This window comes from Streptomyces sp. NPDC005811, assembly GCF_040630405.1.
Classification (GTDB): Bacteria; Actinomycetota; Actinomycetes; order Streptomycetales; family Streptomycetaceae; genus Streptomyces.
This window is the reverse complement of sequence record NZ_JBEXXK010000057.1, coordinates 1-21,506: the sequence shown is the minus strand read 5'-3', so window position 1 is coordinate 21,506 and position 21,506 is coordinate 1. Positions and strand designations below refer to the sequence as shown.

Here is a 21,506-nt window from a genome sequence, read left to right as displayed (position 1 = left end):
GACTTCCGTCCAAAGGATTGCTGGCCGCATCGCCCGGTGCTAGTTTCGCGAACCGGTTCGACGGCCTCGCCCGGCCGTCACCCGTCCCCCATCGAGCAAGCCCTCCTCCCCGGCAACAGATCATCGAACCGGTTCGACGACTGCCGACCACTCGACCACCCCAAGGATTGAGGACGCGATCCATGCCATCCGCTGACAGACCGGCCCGCCACCGGGCCCCGGCCGCCGTGGCGCTGGCCCTCGGCGCGGGCCTGCTGGCCGCCCCGGCCGTCCCGGCCCAGGCCGCCGAGGCACCCCCGCCCGCCGCGCACTACACCTTCGACCAGGACGACCTCGCCTCCGGCAGGATCAGCGACAGTTCCGGCAACGGCCTCACGGCGACGCTGGTCAACGCCTCCACCGCCGAGTCCGTCACCGGCACGGGCGGCGGCAGGGCGCTCTCCCTGCCCGGCGGGGAGCCGTCCTCCGGCGGCGCCTACGTCCGGCTGCCCCGCGAGGTCCTCGGCGACGCGAGCGATCTGACGGTCTCGGCCCGGGTGCGGTGGAGCGGCGACACCTCGCCCTGGCAGCGCCTCTTCGACCTGGGCACGGACACCGGCAGATACCTGTTCACCACCCCCTCCAACGGCAGCGTCCTGCGCACCGCCGTGACCACCGGCGGAGGCGGCGCGGAGGCACAGGTCTCCGGCTACGCGCCCCTGCCCGCCGACGGCTGGCGGACCGTCACCGTCACCCTCGACACCGCCGCCCGCCGGGTCACCACCTACCTCGACGGCGTCGCGGTCTCCTCCGCGGCGACGAGCGTCCGGGCCAAGGACCTGCTGGACGGTTCGGCCACGGCGGCCGGGTACATCGGCCGGTCCTTCTACCAGGACCCGCTGCTCAAGGGGGCGATCGACGACTTCACGGTCTGGCACTCGGCGCTCACCGCCGAGCAGGTGGCCGGCACGGTCGGAACGCCGCCCACCCTCGATCGGCTCTCGCGGACGTCGTTCGAGGTCCGTACGACGACCGGGACCGCCCCCTCCCTCCCGGCCACCGTCCGCTCCTCCTTCTCCGACGGCTACGACCGCGACACCCCCGTCGGCTGGGACGCCGTACCGGCCGGGGCGTACGACCGGCCGGGGACCTTCACGGTGGCCGGGACGGCCGCCGGACGGCCGGTGCGGGCCACCGTCACCGTGGTCCGCGAGGGAGCGCTGACCGTCGACCTCGGCTCGGACACCGGCGCCTTCCACGGCGGCGCCTCCGGCACCCTCTACGGCGTGTACGGGCCGGACGTCCCCACCGGCAACCTCATCGAGGGCATGGGACTGCGCACGGTCTCCACCAAGGCCCAGGACGGCCCGCAGCACCCGGGCGCCGACGCGCTGGACGTGGTGCGGCCCCTGGCCGACGCCACCGACGGTGACGTGTACATCTACATGACAGACATCCACCGCGGCTTCCCGTACGAGTGGCCGGGCGCCACGCCCGCGGAGAAGCTCGACCTCTACGAGAAGAAGATCGCCCAGCAGGTCGACCAGGTGCTGGCGCTGCCCGAGCGCTACCGGGACAACATCGTCTTCGTGCCGTTCAACGAGCCCGAGGGCAATATGTTCGGCACCGGCGAGTGGAGTTACGACAAGGTCAGCTGGCTCACCGACCCCGAGGACTTCTTCGCCGCCTGGGACGAGGTCCACCGGCTCATCAAGGGGAAGATGCCGGACGCCCGCGTCGCCGGCCCCAACACCAGTGTCCTGTACGACCAGGTGAAGGGCTTCCTCGGCCACACCCTGGCCGCGGGCACGCTCCCCGACGTGATCACCTGGCACGAGCTGAGCCACCCGGAGGCGGTGCGCCGGAACGTCGCCAAGTACCGGGCGTGGGAGGAGGAGTTGTTCCGGGGCACGGCCGAGGAGGGAACCCGACTCCCCGTCAACATCAACGAGTACGCCTTCAACTACCACACCTCCGTCCCGGGCCAGATGATCCAGTGGGTGTCGGCGATCGAGGAGTCCAAGGTCGACGCCGACATCGCGTACTGGAACATCGACGGCAACCTGTCCGACTCCGCGGTGCAGTCGGGCCGCGGCAACGGCCAGTGGTGGCTGCTGAACGCGTACGCCTCGATGAGCGGCCACACGGTGACGGTGACCCCGCCGTTCCCCGGCGAGAACTACACCATGCAGGGCGTGGCCACGCTGGACGAGCGGAAGAAGCAGGCCCGGCTGCTCTTCGGCGGTTCCGCTGGCAAGGGGCACCTCACCTTCGCCGACGTGCCGGCGAAGGTCTTCGGGGACCGGGTGCACGCCTGGGTGCGCGAGATCGAGTGGAGCGGTCAGATCGGCGACTCCTCCGGCCCGAAGCTGCTGACGGAGACCGATCTGACGGTCAATCAGGACGGCACGGCGGTCCTGGACTTCGGCGACGGCGGGCTGCCTGAGCTGAAGGAGTCGTCGGCCTACGAGATCGTCCTCAGCCCGGCCGGGAAGGCGAAGGGCACCCAGTCCGCACCCGTGCGCTGGCAGGGGTCGTACGAGGCGGAGGACGCCGCGCACACCGGGTCCGGCTACTCGAGGAACGGTCCGGAGGGCTCGACGAGCGACGTGTCGAAGTTCTACACCTCCGGCGGCTACGACGTGGGCGGCCTGCGCACCGGCTCCGACGTCACCCTCGACTTCACCGTGGACGTGCCCGAGGACGGCGACTACGACCTGAGCGTCTTCGCCAACTCCCTCAACACCTTCGACAAGGTGAAGGACCGGGGGCCCACCGATGTGTTCCTCCGGGTCGACGGCGAGGCGGACACCGAGCAGAAGCTGTACCTGCCGCTCGGCTACAAGTGGGTGGTGTGGGACCACACCGACACCGAGGTCCGTCTGACCCGGGGCAGACACACCCTCACGCTCGCCGCGAGGAGCCTAGACGGCAGGGGCGCCACGAAGGGCGACGCGATCGTCGACCGCCTCACCCTGTCCCTGCCGGACGCCTCGGCCGGCACCCGGGTGTACGAGGGCGAGCTGGCCTGGCTGGGCGGCGGGGCGCGCCCCGTCTACACCCTGCCGAAGCACACTCCGGCCCCCGCCACCGGCTCGGGCGCGGCCCGGCTCGCGAAGGGCCAGACGGCCACGTTCTGGGTCTACTCCCCCGCCGACCGGGAGGCCACGCTGAGGGTCGGCACCCTGGGCGGTTCGGGCGCCCGGCTCTCCGTCGACGGGCACGACGTCCTGCGGCTGGCCGAGGGACGGAACGCGGTGGCGGTCTCCCTCTCGGGCGGCGTCAACAAGGTGACGGTGACCGGCGGTTCGTCCACCACCCTCGTCGACCGTCTCACGGTCACCCCCTCCGAGGGCGCGCTCCCGGTGCGGACGTACGGGGCGCGGGACGCCACGCTGGCGGGCACGGCCTCGCTCACCCCGCTCACCCGGGCCACCGACGGCACGGCGATCACCGGCATCGGCGGCGATCCGGGCAACGGCAACACCGCGACGTTCACCGTCACGGCCGACCGGGCCGGTCTGTACGCGCTGCGGATCCGCTACTCCAACCCCGAGCAGTCCCCGGCCACCCACTACAACCCGGACCCGCTCGCCCGGCACGCCGACCTCTCCGTCAACGGCGGTGAGACACGGCGGGTCGGCTTCCCGCACACCTTCCACCAGAACAACTTCTGGGAGCTGACCGTCCCGGTCCGGCTCGACGAGGGACGGAACACGATCGCCTTCCGGTCCGAGGAACTACCGGACTTCGACGGCACCACCTACGCCTCGGACACCTTCCCGGGGGTGCTCCTGCGCTCGCGCTACGCACCGCTGATCGACCGGATCGCGGTCGCGCCGTACGCCAGGGAGGTGCGCTGAGGTGACCTGACGGCCCCGCGTGCCGTCGGCCTGGTCAGCCGTCCGCCGGAGCCGGGGCCGGCCAGGCCCCGCGGTCCAGCAGGTCCAGGACGAGGGCCGCGATGTTCCAGGCGTCGTCCTCGCCGCGGTGGTGGCGTCCTTCGAGGGGCAGTCCGGCGATCTTCAGGGCCTGGCTCATGCCGGGTTTCCTGCGCAGGCCGTGGGCGGTGGTGAAGACCGCCTTGGCGTTGGTGTGGCCGCGCTCGACGGGATACCCGAACGGGTAGGCCACCCCGCCGGCCAGGCTCTGGCGGGCGAACTGGCGGCGGTCGTAGTCGCCCCAGCTCGCCCAGGGCCGCTCCGCCGCCCCGTACTCCTCGACCAGGAGGCGGCACGCCTCGGCGAAGGTCGTGCCGCGCGCCACGTCCGCCTGCGTCAGACCGGTCAGTTCGGTGCAGAAGGGGCTGACGGTGGAACGGGTGGGGCGGACCATGATGCCGTGCCGGGACAGGCGGCGCCGGGCCCGCACGTCGACGACCGTGAGGCCGATCTCGATGATCTCGTTCACCGAGCCCGGCGGGGGCTGTCCGTCCCAGCAGGTGGCTTCGACGTCGATGACGTTGAGGAGGATCGGGTGGTCGTCTCGCATGGGGCGAGGCTACGAGGGGGCCGGGCCGTCCGGCATCCGCTTTTCCGCCCCCTCGCTCCGCACCGCGGGAGGAACCCGCTGTGCGGGTACGGCGGTTGCGGGCGGGACCGTGCGTGGGTGTTCTCGTCCGGTACGGCCGAGCAGGGCGGCGAGAGACAGCGCCGCGCAGGCGGTGAGGGCGGTCCCCCGCCAGCCGAGGGTGTCGAGCAGGGGCGCGGCGACGGCGGTGCCGAGAGCGCCGGTGGTGAAGTACAGCACGAGGTAGACGCTGGAGAGACTGCCGGAGCGTTGGGGGTCGAGGGCGATGACCCGGCTGGTGTTGGCGGCCTGGGCGGCGAAGCAGCCGGCGTCGAAGAGGGCGAGGCCGAGGGCGACGGCCGGCGGGGTGTCCAGGCCTGCGGCCAGGACGGCCGTTCCGGTCGCGGCGGCGGACATGCCGAGACCGATCACGGTGGCCGGGCCGCGGCGGTCGGCGAGGCGTCCGGTGAGCGGGAGGGCGGCGAGGCCGAGCAGTCCGGTGAGGCTGTACAGGCCGATGGCGGTCGGATCCAGGGAGTGCGGTGGTGCGGCCAGGGCGAGCGCGAGGGCGACCCAGACGAGGTTGAAGGCGAAGTACCAGAGTCCGCCGGCGAGGACGGCGCGGCGCAGGGGCGGGAACGCGCGCAGCAGCGGGGGGAGCGCGGCGAGGGTGGCGCGGTAGCCCTGCGGGGAGTGCGGGCGCTCGCGGGGCAGGAGTGTGGCGGCGGCGAGCGCGCAGAGCAGGGAGAGGCCGGCGAAGACGAGCAGCATGCGCCGCCAGCCGAGGAGGTCCGTGAGGGCGCCGCCGGCCAGCCGGCTGAGCAGGATGCCCGCCGACATGCCGGCGGCGACCGTGGCGACTCCCCGTGCGCGGCGGCCGGGCGGGGCATGGCGGCCGGCGATGCTGCCGGCCTGGGCGGCGACACTGGCTGCCGCGCCGATGAACAGGTACGCGGTGAGCAGCACGGCCGGTCCGGAGGCGGTCGCGGCGACGGCGAGGGCGGCGGCCAGCGTGGTGAGGTGGGCGGCCACCAGCCGGTGGGGGGCGAGGCGGTCGGCGAGCGGGAGCAGGAGGGCGAAGCCGGTCATGCAGCCGACGAGCGCGGCGGTCGGGACCAGGCCGATCACGGAGGCGGGGACGTCCAGATCGGCGGCGACCGTGGAGAGGGCGGGCTGGAGGGCGTAGTTGTTCGCGAGGGCCGTACCGGCGGCGGTGGCCAGGAGGAGGGTGCCGCCCCGGGGCAGAGGGCGGGTCATGGCCGGGTGTCGCGGGCGAGGACGACGGCGTAACGGCACTCGGTGTCGGTGGTGTTGGCGAAGGCGCGCTCGCTGGGCTCGCCGAGTTCGATGGTGTCGCCGGCGTCGAGTTCATGGACGGTGTCGCCGTCGTGGAAGGTCAGATGTCCGTCGAGGACCCACACGATCTGCCGTACGAAGGCGAAGGCGGCGGCCGGGTACGGCACATGGGCGCCGGCGGGCAGCCGGATCTCGGCGACCTCGGCGGGGAAGTGCGGGCCGGTGATCTGGCGCCGTCGGTAGCCGGTGCCGGGGTCCCGCCACTCGGGCACGTCGGCGCCCCGGCGTACGCCCGTCCCCGTCCCCTCTCCCACGTCCTCCCGCACGGCTTCGGTGTCTGCTTCGGCTTCGGCGAGGGCGAGCAGGGAGGCGACGCTGAGCTGGAACGCGGCCGACAGCTTGCCGAGGACGACGGCGGTGGGGCTGCTCTCGCCGCGCTCGATCCTGCTGATCATGGCCTGGGAGACACCGGAGGCGTCGGCGAGCCGGGCCAGGGTCCAGCGGCGGCGTTCCCGTTCGGTGCGGACGCGGGTGGCGATCTGCCGCACCAGAGGATCTACTATGTTGGACATGAATCCAATATACGAGAGAAACCGGACGGCGGTGACCGTCCGGCCCGCACGGCCGGGCGACGCCGAGGCGGTCCGCGCGATCCGCAACCACGCGGTCGCGACGTCGACGGCGCTGTGGACGGACACCCCGCAGTCCCCCGCCGACGGGGCCGCCTGGCTGGCCGCCCATCTGGAGCGCGGCTCGGCGTTCGTGGCCGAGGTGGACGGGGAGGTCGCCGGGTACGCCGTCTACGGTCCCTGGCGGGAGCTCGACGGCTACCGCGACACCGTCGAGGACTCGGTCTACGTCCGCGAGGGCCGGCACGGGCTCGGCATCGGTTCGGCGCTGCTCGGCGCGCTGGTCGCCGCCGCGCGCGAGGCCGGTCATCACGTCATGATCGCCGCCATCGAGACGGAGAACACGGCATCCGTCCGGCTGCACGAGCGGTTCGGCTTCCAGGACGCCGGCACCCTGCGGGAGGTCGGCGTCAAGTTCGGCCGCCGGCTCGATCTCACGCTCCTGCGGCTCGGGCTGAGCTGAACCGACGGAACGGCGGAACGGATCAGCGGTGTTCGGGGTTGTCCATGCCCGGACGGCGGCCCGCCTCCGCACGTCTTACGGAGTGGTGACGTACCCGGCGGGTCACGGCCCGTCGCGGGCGGGCCGTCCTAGCGTGGCCGTATGCGCGTACTGGTCACCGGCGGTGCCGGATTCATCGGGTCCCATGTCGTCGACGTGCTGCGGGAGCGGGGACACGAACCGGTGGTGTTCGACGTCCGGCAGGCTCCCGGCGCCGACGTCCGCACCCCTGCCGCCGTGGCCCGGGCCCTCGCCGGGGTCGACGCGGTGTGCCATCAGGCGGCGATGGTCGGGCTCGGTGACGGGGTCGCCGACGCGGCGGAGTACGTCTCGCGCAACGACCTGGGCACGGCCGTGCTGCTCGCCGCCATGGCCGAGGCCGACGTCGGGAACCTCGTGCTGGCGGGGTCGATGGTGGTGTACGGCGAGGGGCGGTACGAGTGCCGCGGGCACGGGCGCGTACGGCCGGGGCCACGGGCCGTCGCCGACCTCGACGCCGCCCGCTTCGAGCCCACCTGCCCCCTGTGCGGGGACGCCCTCTCCCCCGGCCTGGTCGGCGAGACCGCCCCGGCCGATCCGCGCAACGTGTACGCCGCGACCAAGCTCGCCCAGGAGCACCTGGCCGCCGCCTGGGCCCGGTCGACGGGCGGGTCGGCGGTGTCGCTGCGCTACCACAACGTGTACGGGCCCCGGATGCCCCGCGACACCCCGTACGCCGGTGTGGCCTCCTTCTTCCGCTCCGCGCTCGCCCGGGGCGAGGCTCCCCGCGTCTTCGAGGACGGGCGGCAGCGGCGCGACTTCGTCCATGTGCGTGACGTCGCGGCGGCCAACGCCGTCGCGCTGGAGGCCGGGTCCGCGCCGGGGGCGCTGACCGCGTACAACACCGGCAGCGGCGAGCCGCACACCGTGGGGGAGATGGCCCGGGCGCTGGCCGCCGCGTGCGGCGGGCCCGACCCGGTCGTCACCGGTGAGTACCGGCTCGGGGACGTACGGCACATCACCGCGGACTCCGCGCGGCTGCGGGCCGAACTGGGGTGGAGACCGGAGGTCGCCTTCGAGGACGGCATGGCGGAGTTCGCGCGGGCCGGGACGCGGGAGGCATAGGGCCGGTGGTGCTGCCCGCGTTCATGGAGCTGCGGCGGGCAGCACCACCTCGAAGCGGCAGCCCCCGGGGATGTTGCACACCGTGGCCCGGCCCTGGTGCGCCTCCACGATCCCCCGGACGATGGCGAGGCCCAGGCCCGCACCGGCCGGGGGCGTCCGGGCGTGCGTGCCGCGCCAGCCGGTGTCGAAGACGCGGGGCAGGTCCGCCTCGGGGATGCCGCCGCAGCCGTCCGTCACCGACAGCACCACGCCGCCCGGGGAACGCTCCGCGGCGACCGCGACCGTCCCGTCGGCCGGGGTCCGGCGGATCGCGTTGACCAGCAGATTGCCCAGCACCCGGCTCATCTCCTTGCCGTCCACCTCCACCGGCACCGGCTCGATGCGGCCTCCGACCAGCCGTACGCCGTGCTCCCGGGCGAGCGGGTCCGCTCCCGCGAGCGCGTCGCCGACGAGGTCGTACGACGACATCCGGGTGGGCGCGAGCGGCAGGGTGCCCGCGTGGATCCGGGAGAGCTCGAAGAGGTCGCCGACCATGCCGTCGAGGCGTTCGACCTCGGTGCGGATCTGCCGGAGGTAGCGGTCGGGATCGGCGGCGACACCGTCCTCCAGGGCCTCCGCCATGGCGCGCAGACCGGCCAGCGGGGTGCGCAGGTCGTGCGAGATCCAGGCGACGAGTTCACGCCGCGAGGTCTCCAGCGCCCGTTCCCGCTCCCGGGATTCGGCGAGCCGCACGCTGGTGGCCGCCAACTCGCGGCTGAGACCGTCCAGTTCGGCGGTCGTCGGGCCCGCGGGAGGGGCGAAGTCCCCGCCGTCGCCGAACGAGCGTGCCGCCAGGGCGAGTTCACGGCTGCGGGCGACGACCCAGCGTCCGAGCAGCAGCGCGGTGGCCAGGGAGACCACGGCCGCCATGGCGCCGACCGTGGTCACCACGGTCAGGTCGTGCGGGGAGAGGAACATCGCCCAGGCGACGGCGAGCGTGCCCGCGAGCATCGCGACGACCCCGACCGCCGCGACCACGGACAGCGAGGCGGTCAGCGAACGGCGGCGGATCGGCCGCAGCGCGGCGGCTCCGGCGAGGCCGGTGACGGCGGCGCCCGCGAAGGCGTACAGGGCGATCAGGACGGTGTCGCCCATGGTCATTCACCGCCCGTCGCGAAGCGGTAGCCCACGCCCCACACGGTCTGGATCAGGCGGGGCCGGGCCGGGTCGTGCTCGATCTTGCCGCGCAGTCGGCGGATGTGGACGGTGACGGTGGACAGATCGCCGAAGTCCCAGCCCCACACCTCACGCATCAGGTCCTCCCGGCTGAAGGCCCGCCCGGGGTGGCGCAGAAAGTACGAGAGCAGATCGAACTCGCGGAGCGTCAGGGAGAGTTCGCTTCCGTCACGGGTGGCACGGCGTGCGGCGGGATCGACGGTGAGGCCTGCCGCGCGCAGGGGGCGGGTGCCCGCGTCGGGACGGGAGCGGCGCAGGACGGACTCGACCCGCAGGACCAGTTCCCGGGGGCTGAACGGCTTGGTGACGTAGTCGTCGGCGCCGACCTCCAGACCGAGGATGCGGTCCTCCTCGTCGCCGCGCGCCGTGAGCATGATGACCGGCACGGGTCCGTGGCCGCGCATGCGGCGGCACACCTCCAGGCCATCCATGCCGGGCAGCATCAGGTCGAGGACCACGAGGTCGGGCCGGTGCGCGGCGGCCGCGGTGAGCGCGGTCGGGCCGTCGTCCGCACGGTCGACGACGTATCCGGCCCGGTCCAGGTAGCCGGCGACGATCTCCGCGACCGTCGGGTCGTCGTCGACGACCAGGACCCGGGCGGAGCCTGCGGTGGTGTCTGGCTGCTGCATGCCTCCAGCCTCCCACCGGCCCCGCGCAGAGGGTGGAGCGCGAGGGCCCGTGGGGCCGCGCCGTCAGCGTTTCGTAAGGACCGGAAGACCGTTGTGCGGCATTCGCGTTCGTAGGGTGAAAGCCGTGACCCTTTCCTCACCTCCCGACGTCGACGTCGTGCTGCCCTGCCTCGACGAGGCCCAGGCACTGCCCTGGGTGCTCGCGCGGATCCCCGCCGGCTGGCGGGCCGTCGTGGTCGACAACGGCTCCACCGACGGCTCCGCGGAGATCGCCCGCGCCCTCGGCGCGACCGTCGTGCACGAGCCGCGCCGCGGCTTCGGCGCCGCCTGCCACGCCGGGCTCGGCGCCGCCCGCGCCGACGTCGTGTGCTTCTGCGACTGCGACGCCTCCCTCGATCCCGGGCTGCTCGTGCCCTTCGTCGAGGAGATCCGCGCGGGCCACGCCGACCTGGTGCTCGGGCGGCGCCGGCCGCACGGCCGTACCGCCTGGCCCGCGCACGCCCGTGCGGGCAATCTGGCGCTGGCTCGGCTGCTGCGCCGCCGCACCGGTCTGCGACTGCACGACCTCGGTCCGCTGCGGGCGGCCCGCCGGGAGCCGCTGCTCGCCCTCGGCCTGACCGACCGGCGCAGCGGCTATCCGCTCCAGACGGTGGTGCGGGCCGCCGACGCGGGCTGGCGCATCAGCGAGCACGATGTGCCGTATCTGCCCCGCACCGGCGCCTCCAAGGTGACGGGGGCACCTGGCGGGGCACCTGGCAGGCCGTACGGGACATGAGCCGCGTTCTCCAGGAGGCACCCGTCGGTGAGGAAGGCGCACGGTGACCACCCTCCTCGTCATCGCCAAGGAGCCCCGGGCCGGGCGGGTGAAGACCCGGCTGACCCCGCCGTTCACGCCCGGGGAAGCGGCGCAGCTGGCGGAGGCGGCACTGGCCGACACCCTGCGCACCGTGGCCGCGGCGCCCGCGGCGCGACGGGTCCTGGTCCTCGACGGTGCCCCCGGTGCCTGGCTGCCGTCCGGCTTCGACGTCGTCCCGCAGTGCCCGGGCGGTCTCGACGAGCGGCTGGCGCAGGCGTTCGCGCGCTGCGCGGGCCCCGCGCTGCTCATCGGTATGGACACCCCGCAGGTGACCCCGGAACTGCTCGCCGTGGACTTCGCGGACTGTGACGCCTGCTTCGGGCCGGCCGAGGACGGCGGCTTCTGGGCGCTGGGGCTCGCCGAGCCCGATCCCGGCCTGCTGCGGGGTGTGCCCATGTCGACGCCGGTGACCGGGGCCGTGCAACGGGAGCGGCTCGTCGCGGCCGGACTGCGGGTGCGTGATCTGCCGTGCCTGCGGGACGTCGACACCGCCGCCGACGCCCACGCGGTCGCCGCTCTGGCCCCGCACGGCCGGTTCGCACGGCGCCTGGCCCGTCTGGCGCCCGCCGCGAGCCGCCCGTGAGCACCACCGTGCCCCCGTGGTCCGCCGCCGACCCCTACGACGCCGCTCTGCACGCCGGGCGCGGCCCGCTGTTCCTGCGTCACGCCGACGGCCGGCTGCTGCCGCTGGATGTCGAACGCTGGTGCGGGCGGGCCGACGCGGTCGACCGTGACGTACTGGACCGGTGCGAGGGCGCCGTGCTGGACGTCGGCTGCGGACCGGGACGGCTGGTCGCCGAGCTCGCCGCCCGGGGGCGGACCGTCCTCGGCGTCGACGTCAGCCGGGCCGCCGTCGAGCGCACCGGCCGCCTCGGGGGCCCGGCACTGCGCCGCTCGGTCTTCGATCCGCTGCCGGGAGAGGGCCGGTGGGACACGGCCCTGCTGATGGACGGCAACGTGGGCATCGGCGGCGACCCGCCCGCGCTCCTCGCGCGAGTGGCCGCCCTGCTCGCGCCCGGCGGGCTGCTGATCGCCGAGACCGCGCCGGCGGACGTCGACGAACGCGTGCGCGTCCGTCTCGCCGACGCCCGCGCCGCCGTGGGTGCTCCCTTCCTCTGGGCGCGGCTCGGCACCCCGGCCCTGCTGCGGTGCGCGCGGGGCTGGGTGCCGGCGGATCAGTGGTCGGCCGGGGGGCGCCGGTTCCTCGCCCTGCGCAGCCTCAGCGCCAGCAGCAGGGCCGAGCCGGCGAAGAGGGCGGCGGTGATCAGCAGCCAGCGGGCGAGGAAGCCGTCCGGGGACAGTCCGGTGGCCGACCGGTAGCGCCGGTCCACCCGGCCGGCGATCAGCGGGAACCACACGAGGAGCAGCAGACCGGAGAGGGCGGCCGGGACCCGGACGTACAGCGTCCGCGCCCCGAGCCGTCCCGCGACCGCCCGGTCCGCCGCCGCGTACAGCGGGAGCAGGACGAGATCGTGCAGCAGCGCGGCGCCCACGATCCACCGGGCCACACCGAACCAGTCGTCCGCGAACAGTCGTACGCCGGCATAGGCGGCGAGCGCGAACGAGCAGGCCAGCAGCAGGAGTTGCAGGGGACTTCCGACAGGGATCCGCGGCGTGCGCATCACAGGTCTCCGAACGTCAGCCGGGCGACCCATTTGGTGTTCAGCACACCGGGCGCGGCGGGCACGATGATCCGCGCCGGATGACCGTGGTCGGGGGACAGGTCCTCGCCGTTGACGTACAGGGCGAGCAGGGAGCGCGGGTCGCCGACCTGGTCGGCGCTCAGGGCGGCGCGGCGGAGGCTCCGTGCCGCTGGAGGGACTCGACGAGGAGGTCCGGCGGGTCGCCCTCGTACCCGGCGAGCGCGGCGAGGTCGCGCAGCCGCACTCCGCGCCACCACTGGTCGGACGTCGACCAGCCTTCGACGCAGGCGATGGGCAGCGCCGCGCTGTGCAGCGGGAGTCCGGCGAGCCGGGCCCGGCTGAGGCGGACCGTGCCGGCGCGGCCGACGACGACGAGGCGCCAGGCGTCCTCGGTCGTCTCCGCCGGGTCGATGCCGGCGTACGCCGCGGTCTTGTTGATCTGGAAGCCGTTCGGGCCGGTGCCGGGATCGGCTCCGCCGTGCGGCGCGAGGAGGGCGGTGCGGCGCAGCCCGTCGAAGCTCTGCCCGACCGTGGTCAGGAACAGCAGCAGTGAGCGGCGCATCGTCTCGCATGGGCCGACCGTAGGGCCGGCCACCCCTCGGCAGGGGTCCGCGACCTGTGACGAAACGCTGACGTCCGGCCCGGACGGCGGTCCGCGTCCCGTCGGTCGGCCTAGCGTTCCGGTGTGACCCGCACGCTGCCCTCCGCCGAGCCGCACGCCCCACGTTCCGGTGACCCCTCCCGTGCCCTGCGCCGTGACCTGTACGCCGCCGCAGCCGCGGCCCTGCTGGTGACGGCGGCCGTGCTGATCGGCCGCCATGTCCAGGACACCGACCACACGCTGCGCGTCGACTGGCCTCCGCTGCTGGCCTCCTGGGGACCCCATCTGGGCCCCGGCACCCCGGCGGCCCTGCTCGTCGCGGCCGTCACCGTGGCATACGGCCCCTCCCTCGCCGCCCGTCTCCCCTGGCGGGCGCTGCTCCCGACGGCCTGGGGAACGTCCCTGGCGTGGACGTTCTCCCTGGCGCTGATCGACGGATGGCAGCGCGGCATCGCCGGGCGCCTCACCACCCGCCACGAATACCTCCAGGTCATCGACCGCTTCCACGACGTGCCGGGCACCCTGCGGGACTTCACCCACCACATCCTGCTCCACTCCCCCGACAACTGGCCCGCCCATGTCGCCGGCCATCCCCCGGCGGCCACCCTCATCTTCGTCCTGCTGGACCGGATCGGGCTGCGGGGCGGCGGCTGGGCCGGCGTCTGGTGCATCACCGTGGGTGCGACGGCGTGCGTGGCGGTCCTGGTCGCCGTGCGCAGCCTGGCCGGTGAGCATCTGGCCCGACGCGCGGCCCCCTTCCTGGTGCTGGCCCCGGCGGCGGTGTGGATGGGCACGTCGGCGGACGCGTACTTCGCGGCGGTGGCGGCCTGGGCGGTGGCGCTGCTCGCGCTGGCCGTCACCAGGGCTTCCCCCGTCGCGGCCGGGGCGTCCGGGCTCCTGTTCGGCCTGACCTGCTATCTCTCGTACGGCCTGACGCTCCTCGCGCCGATCGCCGCGGCCGTGCTGTGGCTCGGGCGGCGCGGTGTGCGGGGACGGCCGGTGCTGCTCGTGGCGCTGTGCGCGGGAGCGGCCGTCGTGCCGGCGGTGTTCACGCTCGCCGGGTTCGACTGGTGGGAGGCGTACCGGCTGCTGGTCACCCGGTACCGGCAGGGCGCGGGCGGCGTACGGCCGTACGCGTACTGGGTGTGGGCCAACCCGGCCTGCACGGTCCTGATCACGGGTCTGGCGACGGCGGGGGGACTGCTTCGGTCGGGGGCCGGCCTGCTGGGGCGGCGCTCCGCGGACCGCGACAGCGTCCGCCTGGCGCTTCTCGTGGCCGCCGCCCTGCTCTCCCTGCTCGTCGCCGACCTCTCCGGCATGAGCAAGGCGGAGACAGAGCGCATCTGGCTTCCCTTCGCGATGTGGCTTCTCCCGTCCTGCGCGTTCCTCCCCCGTCCCCGTGCCTGGCTCACCGCCCAGGCCGTGCTCGCGCTCCTCCTCAACCATCTGCTGAGGACCGGCTGGTGACACCTGGGGCGTCCACGCCCGCGGGTCAGCTGTCGGGCCCCGGCTTCACCAGGCCGCTGCGGTACGCGATGACGACGAGCTGGGCGCGGTCCCGGGCGTCGAGTTTCGTCATGGCCCGCTGGATGTGGCTGCGGACGGTCAGCGGGCTGAGGACGAGTTCGGCCGCGATCTCGGCGTTGGACTTTCCGTACGCGGCGAGCGCCATGACCTCGCGTTCGCGCTCGGTGAGCGTGCGGACGGCCGCGGGGAGGTCGCCGTACTCGGGGGCCTCGGGTGTGGCCAGGAAGCGGGTGATCAGGGACCGGGTGGCGGCCGGGGACAGCAGGGCGTCGCCGGCGGCGACCGTGCGGATCCCGGACAGCAGCACCTCGGGGCTGACGCCCTTGCCGAGGAACCCGCTCGCCCCCGCGCGCAGCGCCTTGGCGACGTTCAGGTCGTTCTCGAAGGTGGTGAGGATCAGCACCCGGCTCTCCGCGAGTTCCGGGCGCGCGCAGATCGCGGCGGTGGCGGCGACCCCGTCCACGTGCGGCATCCGGAGGTCCATGAGGATCACGTCGGGCCGGTGGGTGTCGGCGAGATCGAGGGCCTCCTGCCCGTCGGCCGCCTCCGCCACCACGGTCATGTCCTCGACCGAGTCGATGAGGATGCGGAACGTGGCCCGCAGCAGAGCCTGGTCGTCGGCGAGCAGGACACGGATGGTCATGGGGCGCGGCTTTCGTCGGGGCTGTCGAGCGGAGCGGGGCTGTCGAGCGGAGCGGGGCTGTCGAGCGGCAGGGTGCAGGAGACCTCGAAGCCGCCGTCGGGGCGGTGCCCGGCCTCGAAGGCGCCGCCGACGGCGGCGGCCCGCTCCCGCATGCTGACCAGGCCGAACCCCCGTACGGCACCGGGTGGTTCCGGCGTGCGGCCGGCGGTGGTGGGGTTGGTGACGGTCAGGGTCAGCGACCGGGAGGTGTAGGCGAGCCGGACGCGCGCGGTGCGGGGCGCGGCGTGTTTCGCGACGTTGGTCAGCGCCTCCTGGACGATCCGGTAGGCCGTCAGATCGAGGACCGGTGTGAGGTCGCGGGCCGGCCCCTCGGCGGTGACGGTGACCTCCAGGCCCGCCGCGGCACAGGCGTCGGTGAGGTCGGGCAGCTGGCCGAGGCCGGGCGCGGGGGTCAGTTCGTCGGCGGGGTCGCTCTCCTGACGCAGCAGGCCGACGGTGGCCTTGAGTTCGCGCAGGGCCGCCGCCGTGGTCTCCGGGAGCTTCGCGACGATCTCCAGGGCCTTGTCCGGGTCCTGCCGGGCCAGGTGGGCGGCGGTGCCGGCCTGGGCGTCGGCGAGGGTGAGGTGGTGGGCGACCACGTCGTGCAGTTCCCGGGCGATGCGCATGCGTTCCTGGATCACCCGGCGCCGCGCCTCCTCCTCCCGCTGCCGGTCGGCGTGTTCGGCGCGGGCCACGGCGTACTCGCGGCGCACCCGCACATAGCTGCCGAAGGCGGCGGACATCAGGACCCAGGCCGCCGGATTGACGGCGCCGAGGACCACGGAGTCGTGGAACGAGCTGAGCAGCAGGCCCGTGAGGACCATGCCGGCCGCGACCGCGAGGGCGCTGTTCCAGGCCGTCCGCCGGGGGGTGTGCAGGCTCACGGAGTACTGGGCGACGAGCAGCGGGCCCATGAGGAGCGGGGTCAGCAGATAGCCGAGGGCGCCCTGGGCCACGGTGCACAGCGTGGTCACGGCGAGGACGCGCAGCGGGTGGCGGTCGCGCCCGCGCAGGGCCGCGCAGGTCAGCACGGCCAGGGCGATCCCCGGCCACACGGAGGGGTGGTCCTTCATCAGCGCGCGGGTGAGGAGCACACCGGAGACCGTGAAGGCGAGCAGCAGCGCTCCGGGACCGCCGCGGCGGACCAGGGCCTGCCACGGCCGGTCTCCGTTCATCGCACTCCGCCTCGTGTTCACCGAAAGATCTGCCTCATGTCCGCTGAAGAAGCGACCCGCCCGGTCACAGGCGGAGCCCCTCGACGCTCCGGGGGTCACACCATCGTCTCCGATGCCGTGCCCCCGGGGCGCCCCCGCTCACGTCCGGGCGGTTTCCCGGGCCACCGGCTCACCGGAGGCCGGCGCCTCTCCGCGCACCGGCGGCGCGGTGAGTCCCGAGCCCTCGACGTCGATGTCGGGCAGCAGCCGGTCGAGCCTGCGCGGCAGCCACCACGCCTTGTCGCCGAGCAGGGCCAGCACCGCGGGCACCAGGGTCATGCGTACCACGAAGGCGTCGAAGAGCACGGCGACGGCGAGTCCGAACCCGATGGTCTTGATCATCGACTCACCGGAGCCGATGAACCCGGAGAAGACCGCGATCATGATCACGGCCGCCGCGACGACCACCCGCGCGCTGTGCCGGAACCCGGTGACGACGGCCTGCTGGGCCCCGTCGCCGTGGACGTACGCCTCCCGCATGCGGGCCACGAGGAACACCTCGTAGTCCATGGCCAGGCCGAAGACGATGCCCACCAGGAAGATCGGCATCAGGCTCATGATCGGCCCGGTCTGCTCCACCCCCAGCAGCGCGGCGCCCCAGCCCCACTGGAAGACCGCGACCACCGCGCCGAGGGCGGCCAGCACCGACAGCAGGAACCCGAAGGCGGCCTTGACGGGGACGAGCACGGAACGGAACACGACGAGGAGCAGCACCAGGGCCAGGCCGACGATGACGGCCAGGTAGGGCACGAGCGCGTCCTTCAGGGCCTGGGCGACGTCGATGTTCATCGCCGTGCTGCCGGTGACCTCGAAGGTCGCCCCCGTCTCCCGCTCCAGGCCGGGGCGTTCGCCGCGGATGGTCTGGACGAGGGACTTGGTGCGCTCGTCGTTGGGGCCGCTCGTGGGCACCGCCGAGAACAGCGCGGTGTCACCGGCCTGGTTGAACTGCGGGGCGGAGACGGACACGACCCCGCGGGTGGCGCCGATCCGCTCTGCGATCCCGCTGACGGCCGTCGCGGGGTCGGTCGCGTCCTTGACGTCGACGACGATCGTGAGCGGGCCGTTGAAGCCCGCCCCGAAGCCCTCGGCGAGCGCGTCGTAGGCGCGCCGCTCCGTGGACGACACGGGTTTCGACTCGGCGCCGGGCATGCCCATCTCCAGGTGGGCGGCGGGTACGGCGAGGGCGCCCAGGCCGGCGACACAGACGAGGAGGACGGCGACCGGGCGGCGCAGCACGAACCGCGCCCAGCGGGAGCCGCCGTTGTCCGGGCCGGGCTGCGGGCGGCCCTTGCGGACCGAGCGGGCCAGGACGGCGTCCGGCCACATGCCCAGCAGGGCGGGGACGAGGGTCAGGGCGATCAGGACGGCGACGACGACGGCACCGGCGGCGCACAGGCCCATCTTGGTGAGCATCGGCACGCCGATCACCGCCAGACCGGCCAGGGCGATGACGACGGTGAGGCCCGCGAAGACCACGGCGGAACCGGCCGTACCGACGGCGAGCCCGGCCGCCTCGTCCGGGGCGTGGCCGCGGGCGCGTTCCTCCCGGTAGCGGGAGACCACGAAGAGGGCGTAGTCGATGCCGACCGCCAGGCCGAGCATCGAGGCCAGCGTGCCCGTGGTCAGCGACAGGCCGAAGGTGCTGCCCAGGGCCATGATCGCGGCCATCGCGACCCCGACGCCGACGACCGCCGTCAGCAGCGGAAGGCCCGCGGCCGCGAGCGAGCCGAAGGTGATCAGCAGGACGACCGCGGCGAGGGCGATGCCGATGGCCTCGGCCGAGCCGCCGGCCTCGGGCTGCTCCGCCAGCGCGGTCCCCCCGACCTCGACGGTGAGGCCGGCGGCGCGTGCCTCGTCGATCGCCTTCTCCAGGGCCTTCTTGTCGGCGTCCGTGAGGTCGGAGGCCCCGACCTTGAAGTTCACCGTCGCGTAGGCGGTGGTGCCGTCCCGGCTCACCGCACCCGCCGTGAACGGGTTGACGGCGCTCGCCACCTCGGGTTCGTCCGCGGCCTCCTTCACGAGGGCGTCGACGGCGGCGCGGTTCCCGGCCGCGGTCACCTTCTCGCCGTCGGGTGCGACGAACACGATGCGCGCGTTGGCGCCGTTGGCGTCCGTGCCGGGGAAGCGCTCCCCGATCAGGTCGAAGGCCTTCTGCGCCTCGATGCCGGGCATGAAGGACGTGCCGTCGTCTGAGGAGGCGGGGGCCTGGGCCGCGCCGAGGCCGACGGCGCCGAGTATGAGTGCCCACAACAACGTCACGAGCCAGCGCCGCCGGAACGCGGTGCGGCCCAGGCGGTAGAGCAAGGTAGCCACGGGAAACGGGTCTCCAGGTCTGGTTTCGGGTGGATCACCAGCCTGGCGGCCCGGAGCCGCCGGGACATCGTGCCGGTGCGGGCAATACCGCTTGGTGCCGACGCACCAGACGCGCCGGTCCTCTCCTCCTCGAGGAGGAGGGCCGAACCGTGCCTGGGGATGACGAGGGGAACCCGCTGCAATAAAACGATTCAACCACCCTTGTCCGGCCACGGCCTTCCGATTAGGGTCACTGACGCGCATCAGTAACCACGTCAGCGTGTGACGGTGCGTACACGAGCAGCACGGCGCACCGACGGACGACCGGTTCGCGCCACGGCTCCGCCGCCTCGACCCCTAAGGACTTCCAGATGCCGCAGATCGACCTGTCCCGCCTCTCCCTGGAGGAGAAGGCCTCGCTCCTGTCGGGTCAGGACTTCTGGTCCACCCGCCCGTCGGAGGACGCCGGCCTGCCCTCGGTCGTGCTGACCGACGGGCCGCACGGCGTGCGGCGGCAGGTCGGGGAGTTCGACCACATGGGGATCTACGAGAGCCTGCCCTCCACGTGTTTCCCGCCCGCGGTGGCCGTCGGCAGCAGCTGGGACCCGGACGTCGCCCACCGCATCGGGGCCGCGGTCGGGCGCGAGGCCCGCGCACTCGGCGTCCACGTCGTCCTCGGGCCCGGCGTGAACATCAAGCGCTCCCCGTTGTGCGGACGCAACTTCGAGTACTACTCCGAGGACCCCCTGCTCTCCGGGCGGCTCGGCGCGGCCCATGTCCGCGGCCAGCAGGAACAGGGCGTGGGCGCCTCGCTGAAGCACTTCGCGGTCAACAACCAGGAGACCGACCGGATGCGGGTCAGCGCCGACGTCGACGAGCGCACCCTGCGCGAGATCTACCTGCCGGCCTTCGAGCACGTCGTGACCGAGGCGGCCCCGGCCACGGTGATGGCCGCCTACAACAAGGTCAACGGCGTGCACGCGGCACAGCACCACCGGCTGCTCACCGAGGTGCTGCGCGAGGAGTGGGGGTTCGACGGCGCGGTGGTCTCCGACTGGGGCGCGGTCCACGACCCGGTGGCCTCGGTGCTCGCGGGGCTGGACCTGGAGATGCCCGGCCCCTCCCCCGAGAACGCGCGACGGATCGTGGACGCCGTACGCGCCGGTGAGCTGGACGAATCGGTGGTCGACAGGGCCGTACGACGGATCCTGGCCCTGGCCGACCGCACGGCCCGACCGTCCGACGGGGCCGACGGGGCCGACGGGGCCGACGGGGCCGACAGGACCGACGAGGCCGATGGGGCCGATGGGGCCGATGGGTTCGACCAGGACGCCCACCACCGGCTGGCGCGCGAGCTGGCCGCCGAGTGCGCCGTGCTGCTGCGCAACGAGCACGGCGTGCTGCCGCTCGGCTCCGGTCAGCGCATCGCCGTCATAGGGGAGTTCGCGGCCACCCCCCGCTATCAGGCGGGCGGCAGTTCGCACCTCAACCCGACCCGGCTCGACAACGCCCTGGACGCGATCCGGACGTGGGCGGACGGGCGCGGCAGCCCGGTGGAGTTCGCGCCGGGCTTCACCCTGGACGGTTCCGGTGACGCCGAGGGACTGCGGGCGGCCGCGGTGGACCTCGCCCGCGCCTCGGACGTGGCCGTCGTCTTCGCCGGACTGCCGGAGAGCGAGGAGTCCGAGGGGTTCGACCGCGACACCCTCCACCTCCCGGCCGCACAGACCGACCTGATCCGGGCCGTCGCCGCACAAGCCCCGCGGACGGTCGTGGTGCTGTCCAACGGCGGGGTCGTCTCGCTGGAGGGCTGGCACGACGAGGTCGACGCGATCCTGGAAGGCTTCCTGCTCGGCCAGGGCGGCGGAAGCGCCCTGGCCGACCTGCTGTTCGGCGGGGCCGACCCCTCCGGCCGCCTCGCGGAGACGATCCCGCTCCGCCTGGAGGACAACCCGAGCTTCGTCAACTTCCCCGGCGAACAGGGGCATGTCCGGTACGGCGAGGGCGTCATGGTGGGCTACCGCTGGTACGCGACCACCCGCACGCGGGTGCGCTACCCGTTCGGCCACGGCCTGTCCTACACCACCTTCGCCGTCGGCGACCTCGCCGTGGAGACCACCGGCGACGACTCCGCCCGCGCCTCGCTCACCGTCACCAACACCGGCGGCCGCGCGGGCAAACACGTCGTCCAGGTCTACGTCGCCACGCAGGCCGGACCGGTCAGGCGGCCGACCCGCGAGCTGCGCGCCTTCACCAAGGTCCACCTCGAACCCGGCGAGTCCCGGACGGTCGCCTTCGACCTGGACCGCCGCGCCTTCGCGTACTACGACGTCCAGGACGCCGTCTGGGCGGTCGCACCCGGCGACTACCTCGTCCAGATCGGCGAGAACGCCGAAACGGTGACCGCCGAGGCATCCGTCACCCTCACCGGTGACACGGCTGCCGGGCACCTCACGCTCGACTCCACCTTCGGCGAGTGGATCACTCATCCCGTCGTCGGCCCCACCCTCCTCCAGGAGCTGACCGCCGCCCTGCCCCAGGAACAGGGCAGCCACATCGGCGACAGGCCGGAACTGCTCCAGGCGGTGCAGGACGTACCGATGAAGCGGGTCGTCGGACTGGCCGGCGACGGGCTCCTGGACGAGACCCTGGAGCGCCTGATGGCCCGCACCCGTCCCACCGGGTGACGGCCGGGGCCCTCGCACACCCCGCCCCGGCCACGGCGGGTCCGCCGTCCCCGGGGCCGCCTTCCGGTGATGCGCATCACCGAGCTGCTCAGCCGGTTCTCCTCCACCGCCTGCAAGGCGCTGCGCCGCTGTCTGGCCTGC

General features: G+C 73.9%; 15 protein-coding genes and 3 pseudogenes. 9 read left to right on the top strand and 9 right to left on the bottom strand.

Going from position 1 to position 21,506, the window contains the following annotated elements; genetic code table 11:
- The first annotated feature begins 182 nt into the window (after positions 1-182).
- A complete protein-coding gene (locus ABZ490_RS41725) occupies positions 183-3,842 on the top strand; it encodes a LamG-like jellyroll fold domain-containing protein (protein ID WP_359002754.1) in 3,660 nt (1,219 codons plus the stop codon).
- A gap of 34 nt (positions 3,843-3,876) precedes the next feature.
- Here the strand turns inward: ABZ490_RS41725 and ABZ490_RS41720 are convergent, their stop codons facing one another.
- Genes ABZ490_RS41720 through ABZ490_RS41710 form a run of 3 tightly spaced genes read right to left on the bottom strand, consistent with a single transcriptional unit; the run spans position 3,877 to position 6,356 of the window.
- The gene (locus ABZ490_RS41720; protein WP_359002752.1) at positions 3,877-4,470 is read right to left on the bottom strand and encodes a 3'-5' exonuclease; all 594 of its coding nucleotides are present in this window, start codon (positions 4,468-4,470) and stop codon (positions 3,877-3,879) included.
- A 9-nt stretch (positions 4,471-4,479) separates the two neighbouring features.
- On the bottom strand, positions 4,480-5,745 hold the full coding sequence (locus tag ABZ490_RS41715) for an MFS transporter (RefSeq protein ID WP_359002750.1): 1,266 nt from the start codon (positions 5,743-5,745) through the stop codon (positions 4,480-4,482).
- Entirely contained in the window at positions 5,742-6,356 is a 615-nt protein-coding gene (locus ABZ490_RS41710) for an XRE family transcriptional regulator (RefSeq protein WP_359002748.1), read from the bottom strand. The genes ABZ490_RS41715 and ABZ490_RS41710 overlap by 4 nt, the downstream gene beginning before the upstream one ends.
- Here ABZ490_RS41710 and ABZ490_RS41705 point away from each other — a divergent pair.
- Entirely contained in the window at positions 6,355-6,876 is a 522-nt protein-coding gene (locus ABZ490_RS41705) for an N-acetyltransferase family protein (RefSeq protein WP_359002746.1), read from the top strand. The two genes, ABZ490_RS41710 and ABZ490_RS41705, sit on opposite strands and share 2 nt — an antisense overlap.
- A 141-nt stretch (positions 6,877-7,017) precedes the next feature.
- Positions 7,018-8,019 carry an NAD-dependent epimerase/dehydratase family protein gene (locus tag ABZ490_RS41700; RefSeq protein ID WP_359002744.1) on the top strand — a complete coding sequence of 334 codons (1,002 nt, stop codon included), beginning with the start codon at positions 7,018-7,020 and terminating at the stop codon, positions 8,017-8,019.
- A gap of 21 nt (positions 8,020-8,040) precedes the next feature.
- Here the strand turns inward: ABZ490_RS41700 and ABZ490_RS41695 are convergent, their stop codons facing one another.
- Complete coding sequence (locus tag ABZ490_RS41695; protein ID WP_359002742.1) at positions 8,041-9,153, bottom strand: HAMP domain-containing sensor histidine kinase; 1,113 nt, start codon at positions 9,151-9,153, stop codon at positions 8,041-8,043.
- 2 nt (positions 9,154-9,155) lie between these two features.
- On the bottom strand, positions 9,156-9,863 hold the full coding sequence (locus ABZ490_RS41690) for a response regulator transcription factor (protein WP_359002740.1): 708 nt from the start codon (positions 9,861-9,863) through the stop codon (positions 9,156-9,158).
- Positions 9,864-9,978: 115 nt separating this feature from the next.
- Between ABZ490_RS41690 and ABZ490_RS41685 the strand changes: the two are divergent.
- The 3 genes and pseudogenes from ABZ490_RS41685 to ABZ490_RS41675 all read left to right on the top strand — a co-directional run bounded on the left by ABZ490_RS41685 (position 9,979) and on the right by ABZ490_RS41675 (position 12,039).
- Positions 9,979-10,685, top strand: a pseudogene (locus ABZ490_RS41685) (glycosyltransferase family 2 protein).
- Positions 10,682-11,302 carry a DUF2064 domain-containing protein gene (locus ABZ490_RS41680; protein ID WP_359002738.1) on the top strand — a complete coding sequence of 207 codons (621 nt, stop codon included), beginning with the start codon at positions 10,682-10,684 and terminating at the stop codon, positions 11,300-11,302. The pseudogene ABZ490_RS41685 and the gene ABZ490_RS41680 overlap by 4 nt, the downstream one beginning before the upstream one ends.
- A complete protein-coding gene (locus ABZ490_RS41675) occupies positions 11,299-12,039 on the top strand; it encodes a class I SAM-dependent methyltransferase (RefSeq protein ID WP_359002735.1) in 741 nt (246 codons plus the stop codon). The genes ABZ490_RS41680 and ABZ490_RS41675 overlap by 4 nt, the downstream gene beginning before the upstream one ends.
- 301 nt (positions 12,040-12,340) lie before the next feature.
- Here ABZ490_RS41675 and ABZ490_RS41670 read toward each other — a convergent pair.
- Positions 12,341-12,915 (bottom strand): annotated as a pseudogene (locus tag ABZ490_RS41670) (molybdopterin-dependent oxidoreductase); the annotation flags it as partial.
- Between the two features lie 144 nt (positions 12,916-13,059).
- Here ABZ490_RS41670 and ABZ490_RS41665 point away from each other — a divergent pair.
- Complete coding sequence (locus tag ABZ490_RS41665; RefSeq protein WP_359002852.1) at positions 13,060-14,430, top strand: hypothetical protein; 1,371 nt, start codon at positions 13,060-13,062, stop codon at positions 14,428-14,430.
- Positions 14,431-14,455: 25 nt separating this feature from the next.
- Here ABZ490_RS41665 and ABZ490_RS41660 read toward each other — a convergent pair whose 3' ends face one another.
- The 3 genes from ABZ490_RS41660 to ABZ490_RS41650 form a co-directional block, all read right to left on the bottom strand.
- Positions 14,456-15,133: a response regulator transcription factor gene (locus ABZ490_RS41660; RefSeq protein ID WP_359002733.1), complete on the bottom strand. Its 678-nt coding sequence runs from the start codon at positions 15,131-15,133 to the stop codon at positions 14,456-14,458.
- Positions 15,130-16,347, bottom strand: coding sequence for a sensor histidine kinase (locus ABZ490_RS41655; RefSeq protein WP_359002731.1), 1,218 nt, complete (start codon positions 16,345-16,347; stop codon positions 15,130-15,132). Before ABZ490_RS41655 ends, ABZ490_RS41660 begins: the two co-directional genes overlap by 4 nt.
- 138 nt (positions 16,348-16,485) lie before the next feature.
- Positions 16,486-18,699, bottom strand: a complete 2,214-nt coding sequence (locus ABZ490_RS41650; protein ID WP_359002729.1) for an MMPL family transporter — start codon at positions 18,697-18,699, stop codon at positions 16,486-16,488.
- Positions 18,700-19,049: 350 nt separating this feature from the next.
- Between ABZ490_RS41650 and ABZ490_RS41645 the strand changes: the two genes are divergently transcribed.
- Together ABZ490_RS41645 and ABZ490_RS41640 are read left to right on the top strand one after the other, a co-directional pair.
- A complete protein-coding gene (locus tag ABZ490_RS41645) occupies positions 19,050-21,365 on the top strand; it encodes a glycoside hydrolase family 3 C-terminal domain-containing protein (protein WP_359002728.1) in 2,316 nt (771 codons plus the stop codon).
- A gap of 78 nt (positions 21,366-21,443) precedes the next feature.
- Positions 21,444-21,506, top strand: a pseudogene (locus ABZ490_RS41640) (phenylacetate-CoA oxygenase subunit PaaJ); the annotation flags it as partial.

Excerpts from the sequence above, each read along its gene's own strand:
- ABZ490_RS41720 (WP_359002752.1), bottom strand. The coding sequence starts at position 4,470 with ATGCGAGACGACCACCCGATCCTCCTCAACGTCATCGACGTCGAAGCC.
- ABZ490_RS41690 (WP_359002740.1), bottom strand. The coding sequence starts at position 9,863 with ATGCAGCAGCCAGACACCACCGCAGGCTCCGCCCGGGTCCTGGTCGTC.
- ABZ490_RS41700 (WP_359002744.1), top strand. The coding sequence starts at position 7,018 with ATGCGCGTACTGGTCACCGGCGGTGCCGGATTCATCGGGTCCCATGTC.
- ABZ490_RS41710 (WP_359002748.1), bottom strand. The coding sequence starts at position 6,356 with ATGTCCAACATAGTAGATCCTCTGGTGCGGCAGATCGCCACCCGCGTC.
- ABZ490_RS41655 (WP_359002731.1), bottom strand. The coding sequence starts at position 16,347 with ATGAACGGAGACCGGCCGTGGCAGGCCCTGGTCCGCCGCGGCGGTCCC.
- ABZ490_RS41695 (WP_359002742.1), bottom strand. The coding sequence starts at position 9,153 with ATGGGCGACACCGTCCTGATCGCCCTGTACGCCTTCGCGGGCGCCGCC.
- ABZ490_RS41705 (WP_359002746.1), top strand. The coding sequence starts at position 6,355 with ATGAATCCAATATACGAGAGAAACCGGACGGCGGTGACCGTCCGGCCC.
- ABZ490_RS41660 (WP_359002733.1), bottom strand. The coding sequence starts at position 15,133 with ATGACCATCCGTGTCCTGCTCGCCGACGACCAGGCTCTGCTGCGGGCC.
- ABZ490_RS41715 (WP_359002750.1), bottom strand. The coding sequence starts at position 5,745 with ATGACCCGCCCTCTGCCCCGGGGCGGCACCCTCCTCCTGGCCACCGCC.
- ABZ490_RS41725 (WP_359002754.1), top strand. The coding sequence starts at position 183 with ATGCCATCCGCTGACAGACCGGCCCGCCACCGGGCCCCGGCCGCCGTG.
- ABZ490_RS41645 (WP_359002728.1), top strand. The coding sequence starts at position 19,050 with ATGCCGCAGATCGACCTGTCCCGCCTCTCCCTGGAGGAGAAGGCCTCG.